At 55.6% G+C, this 392-nt stretch carries 1 protein-coding gene; it reads left to right on the forward strand.

Annotation, left to right across the window (positions count from 1 at the left end):
• Positions 1 to 16 precede the first annotated feature (16 nt).
• Positions 17 to 392: adenylyltransferase/cytidyltransferase family protein (locus E0L35_RS26020; RefSeq protein ID WP_044071095.1), on the forward strand; the 376-nt coding region annotated here is incomplete at its 3' end.

Below are 392 nucleotides of genomic sequence, written 5' to 3' on the forward strand. Positions count from 1 at the left end.
AATTAGCGGAGTAGCCATGAAAACGGTCATCACCTTCGGCACCTTCGATGTGTTTCATGTGGGTCATCTGCGCCTTTTACAACGCGCTCGCACGCTGGGCGAGCAGCTGCTGGTCGGCGTATCATCCGATGCCTTAAATATCGCCAAAAAGGGCAGGGCTCCGGTTTACCCTCAGGATGACCGCATGGCGATTATCGCCGGGCTGGCGTGCGTGGATGGCGTATTTCTGGAGGAGTCGCTGGAGCAGAAAGCGGAATATTTGCGCGGGTACAGTGCGGATATTTTGGTGATGGGCGATGACTGGGCAGGTAAGTTTGACGATTTCTCGTGTGTATGTGAGGTGGTCTACTTTCCCCGCACGCCGTCGGTATCGACGACGGGGATCATTGAGG

This window comes from Halomonas sp. ATBC28 (assembly GCF_005937175.1).
Lineage (GTDB): Bacteria > Pseudomonadota > Gammaproteobacteria > Pseudomonadales > Halomonadaceae > Vreelandella > Vreelandella titanicae.